This window comes from Protofrankia sp. CiP1_Cm_nod4 (assembly GCF_982290645.1).
In genome coordinates, this window is the sequence record NZ_CEVIVC010000105.1 from 1,420 (window position 1) to 5,736 (window position 4,317).

Consider the following 4,317-nt stretch of genomic DNA (forward strand, 5'->3'; position numbering starts at 1 on the left):
AGTGTCCCGTGATTCCGGATGGCTAAAGTCACGCTGAGCCATCTTCACTGGTCGCAGGCATGATCAGGACCTCGACCGCGTAAACGGGACAGCATCACGAGACTCCAGAAGAGTCTCGGACGACGCGAGCGTTTCAGGACAGCGGCCGTCTTCGGTGCGTCAACGACCCGAATTGATCAGCTGTTTGGACGGGGCGGCGTCACCGTTGCCGCGCTGGCGGGCCGCGCGAACGCCGCGGATGCCGAGCCAGCCGACCACCGAGCCGATCGCGAGGGAGACGACGGTCAGGACCAGGTGGACGGTGAAGAAGCCGGTCGGGCCGTCGTCCCAGGAACGATCATCCTTCCATATGTTCCGAAGGAAGTTCGGCCAGATCGCCCACGTCCACACACCCACCGCGATCAGGAACCAGGATGCCCGCTTCGAGAGAGTCACCCCACCAGCCTGGCATCCGCGGAGAGCTGTGGTCTCTCCGCGAGGGCACGAGTTCGGACACGCTGATCGTCATAGGCTTTGACAACAGACATAACCCCGGCGGCTTGCCGCCTGAACGGTAGAGGCCATCCGGGGTCTCCGTCAGCCAGTTCAGAAGGCAGCGCACCGATGCCCGGCCCTCCGCCCCTGTCCCGCACCGCTTGGCTCTGCCGCAGGTTGAGTTCCGGGCGGCTCAGCCCCTACGAGCGTTGGCCGGCACTCCCCCGCCGGTCAGCGGCCGAGGGGCCGAGGGCGCTGCGGTCCGCCTCGGCGCAGCCAGATCTGAAGTAGTTCAGATCTGATCGAGCCATGGTCGCCTCCAGCGCGCGAGTCTCCTTTCCGTACAGCGACCTCCTTCGCGAGCCCAAGCGCGTCCTCGCCTTCATCGATCAAGGAGAGGTCGTCGAACTCGCCCGGCGCGACGGCCCGAACCTGCGCATCGAACTGGCGGACAGAGCCGCCGACGTCGAAGAGGCCCTGGCAATCACCGCCCGTATCCTGCGCGCCATACTGCATGAACCCGCCGCCAGGGAGGTGCTCGAAGGCATCCTCACCGAGGTCTTCCCCTGGATCGACCTGCTTCCCGACGACGAGCAGACCGAATGCGTCACCACCCTGCTGCGCAGACTCCAGGCCAGCGCGGAAGCGGGAGTACTCGGGCCTTTTACTCAACTTGTCCACGAGTGGCGCCAGACCGCCGCGATCCACGCCGACCCCCATCTGGTGGCCGAACTGTCCAGGCCGCTCCCGGGGGATGGCCCGGAGTTGATGCCACCACTATGACCCGCCGCGGAGACCGTGTCCCTCGTCCCGCCGATCCCGACAAGTGGGACCTGTACGCCGCCGACAACAACGCGGGCCTCAAACATCCCATCGGCTGCGTGGGACTCGCACCCCGCCCGCCTGCCAGCACCGCGGAGATCAAACGTCTCTACGTACGTCCGACGCATCGTGGCGGGATCGGACGCGTCCTCATGGAACACGCACACCAGCACGCCGCACGACACCGCTTCACCCGCCTGGTCCTCGACGCCCTGCCCACCCGTACGGCCGTCATCAGCTTCCACCGCCGCCTCGGCTACACCGACATCGAGCCCTACGACACCGAATCACCGATCCCCATGATCTATATGCAACGGCCCGTCACGCAGACATAATCATCCACAGATCTTGGCAATTTCTCACAAGTTCGGCCAGATGGCCCACGTCCACGCGCCGACCGCGACCAGGAACCACGAAGCCTGTTTCGACACAATCACCCCACCAGTCCAGCGTCCACGGGCAGCCGTGGTCTCTCAGTACGGGGCGCGAGTTCGGACACACTGACCGCCATAGGGTGTGACCGACAGATATCACTATCCACAGCCACCTGCGAGCGTGTGCCGCGCTGTTCACCAGAACAGACAGAACGCCAGAACAGACAGAACCCCGGTGGCGTGCCGCCTGTGCGGTAGAGGTCATCCGGGGTCTCTTTCAGAAGCATAGAAGATCGGTACGTCGATGTCCAATCCCTTGTCCCCGTCCCAGGCCTCCCGGCTTCGCCGCGGGCTGAGCCCCGAACGTCTCGGCCCATACGAGCGGGCATGCGGCGATGACATCGTCAGCGCAATCGCCCTCTACGAGTGGAACGGCGCCGTCAGCGCCGGCTTCCACGAGGACCTGGGAGTGCTCGAGGTCGTGCTGCGCAACGCGCTTCACGACCAGCTCACGGCATGGCACCTGCACCGGCACAGTGCCAGCGAGTGGTGGGACGATCCGGCCGGGATCCTCGAAGCCCGGGGACATCAGGACGTCGTGGACGCCGGGTTCAGGATCCGACGTGACGGCAGGATCATCACCCCTGGTCGGGTCGTCGCCGAGCTGACCTTCGGCTTCTGGCGCTATCTCCTGTCCCGACGCTACGAGACGTCCCTCTGGACGCCTGTGCTCCGTCATGCCTTCCCGGGCCTTCGTCCTGCCCGGCGCGCGACCGTCTACGACCCGGTCAACAGACTTGTCCGGCTCCGCAACCGCATCGCGCACCACGAACCGATCCACAACCGGCCGTTGGAGCGGATGCACGCCGACCTGCTGCGCGTGGCCGGCTACCTGGACTCCGACGTCCGGGCATGGATTCAGGAGCGCAGCCGCGTACCCCGTCTCCTGCTCAGCCGGCCGGTCACGGAAGTACCCGTGCCACGGGAGCCGGCCGAGTCATCCGCCCGGCCTCGCTGACCAGCGCGTGTGAGCGCGAACCCGTCCGGGTCAGGTGTTCGTGGCGGCGGAGGGGGTGAGGTAGAGGAAGCCGTAGGCCTCGTCGCGGAAGGGGATGCCGGCGGCGCGCAGGGCCTCGTCCCAGTCGCCGGTGCGGGACGGGTCGGCGCCCTCGCTGCCGTGGTCCGCGGTCAGCAGGATGACGGTGTCGTCGGCGAGTCCGCGGGCTTCCAGCAGGTCGAGGAAGACTCCGAGGCGCCGGTCGGCGTCGGCCATCGACGCCCGGGACTGCGGCGAATACGGGCCGCCGCCGTGATGCCCGGTATCGGTCACCGTGGTGTTCCACCAGGTGAACGCGGGCGGCTCGGCGGCCTGCTCGCCCCACAGCTGGCGGATCTGCGCCAGGCCGAGCGCGTCCACCTGCGTCGACCAGGCGTAGTCCGGGTTGGCGGCGACCCACTCCTGGGTCGCGTGCGGGTCGTCCGCGGCGGACGGCAGATGCTCGCCCAGCCCGCCGGCGCCGGCAGCGCTGTTCATCGCCCGGACCAGCCCGAACGTCGAATACGTCGCGCCTCGGTCGATCGGCTCGTTGACGCAGGCCGTCGACACCCCGGGCCGGGCCGCGGCGATCGCCTCGAACACGGTGCGCACCCCCGGCCGCAGCTGCTCGCAGGCCAGATGCCAGGTGGACGCGTCGTTGGCGACGATCCGCCGGCCGGTCTCCCGGTCGAAGTAGGCGTTGTTGAGGATGCCGTGCCGCCCTGGGCCGACGCCGGTGAGCGCGCTGGTGTGGTTCGCCAGGGTCACGCTGGGGAACTCCGCGACCGCGCCGCCGGTGAGGGCGACGCCACGGGCCAGCAGGCGGGCGACCGCCGGCAGCTCGCCGGCGCCGGCCATGGCCAGCAGGTCGTTGCAGTTCACGCCGTCCCAGAGCAGGCCGACAACATGCCGGGCGCCGGGCACGCACAGTTCCGTCAGGGCCCGGCCGTCGATGCCGAGGTCAGCCGAACCGTTCCGGCCGGCCGGCCCGCCCGCGCCGGCCAGACCGTTCGCGCCGGCCAGACCGGCCAGATCGTTCAAGCCGGTCAGATCGTTCAAGCTGGCGGGGCGGGCCAGATCGTTCAAGCTGGCGGGGCCGGTGAGATCGTTCGAGCCGGTCGGATCGTTCAAGCCGGCGGGGCGGGCCGGGTCTGTCATGGACGCCCCGGCCAGGTAGGCCAGGGTCGGCGCGACGTCGACGACGCGGGCATGCCGGTCGAGCGGCCCTCGTCCGTGGACGCCGGCGCCGGACAGCAGCAGCGGCGCCCGGGACTGGCCGGCGTCCAGCGACCCGTGCTCGCCGAGATGCCCACCGCGTTCCGGCCAGTGATGTGCCGCGCTGTGCACGACGACGACGTCCGGCGAGCGGGCCGGATCGGCGAAGACGGACGCGAGCCGCACCCCGGCGAGCGGGTAGGAGTTGCGGGCGTTCGGCGGCGAGGGGTCCCTGAGCGCCTGCTCCAGCGGGACGCCGTGCATCGGGTCCCGCACGGCCACCGGGTCGCGCCCGCGCAGGACCTCCCAGGGGCCGTCGAGGCCGGTGGTCAGCGACAGCCGCGAGGCGCCGTCCGCGTTCGCGACGTGGAGCCAGCCGTCGTCGACCCAGGCGAC

Annotated in this window: 6 protein-coding genes; 3 read left to right on the forward strand and 3 right to left on the reverse strand. The window is 69.3% G+C overall.

Annotated elements, in window-relative coordinates; all coding sequences use genetic code 11:
- Positions 1-159: 159 nt before the first annotated feature.
- Positions 160-435, reverse strand: a complete 276-nt coding sequence (locus AC5LSR_RS17710) for an SCO4848 family membrane protein (protein ID WP_047221120.1) — start codon at positions 433-435, stop codon at positions 160-162.
- 348 nt (positions 436-783) lie between these two features.
- Here AC5LSR_RS17710 and AC5LSR_RS17715 point away from each other — a divergent pair, with 348 nt between their 5' ends.
- Both AC5LSR_RS17715 and AC5LSR_RS17720 read left to right on the forward strand, forming a co-directional pair.
- Positions 784-1,257 carry a hypothetical protein gene (locus AC5LSR_RS17715; protein ID WP_250286652.1) on the forward strand — a complete coding sequence of 158 codons (474 nt, stop codon included), beginning with the start codon at positions 784-786 and terminating at the stop codon, positions 1,255-1,257.
- Positions 1,254-1,631, forward strand: coding sequence for a GNAT family N-acetyltransferase (locus AC5LSR_RS17720; protein ID WP_250286649.1), 378 nt, complete (start codon positions 1,254-1,256; stop codon positions 1,629-1,631). Before AC5LSR_RS17715 ends, AC5LSR_RS17720 begins: the two co-directional genes overlap by 4 nt.
- A gap of 24 nt (positions 1,632-1,655) precedes the next feature.
- Here AC5LSR_RS17720 and AC5LSR_RS17725 read toward each other — a convergent pair whose 3' ends face one another.
- The gene (locus tag AC5LSR_RS17725; RefSeq protein WP_493468698.1) at positions 1,656-1,733 is read right to left on the reverse strand and encodes a hypothetical protein; all 78 of its coding nucleotides are present in this window, start codon (positions 1,731-1,733) and stop codon (positions 1,656-1,658) included.
- 241 nt (positions 1,734-1,974) lie between these two features.
- Here AC5LSR_RS17725 and AC5LSR_RS17730 point away from each other — a divergent pair, with 241 nt between their 5' ends.
- Entirely contained in the window at positions 1,975-2,688 is a 714-nt protein-coding gene (locus tag AC5LSR_RS17730; RefSeq protein WP_250286647.1) for a hypothetical protein, read from the forward strand.
- Positions 2,689-2,718: 30 nt separating this feature from the next.
- On the opposite strand, the gene AC5LSR_RS17735 is transcribed toward AC5LSR_RS17730, so the two are convergent.
- A partial coding sequence (locus AC5LSR_RS17735) for an alkaline phosphatase family protein (protein ID WP_493468696.1) occupies positions 2,719-4,317 on the reverse strand: 1,599 nt, incomplete at its 5' end.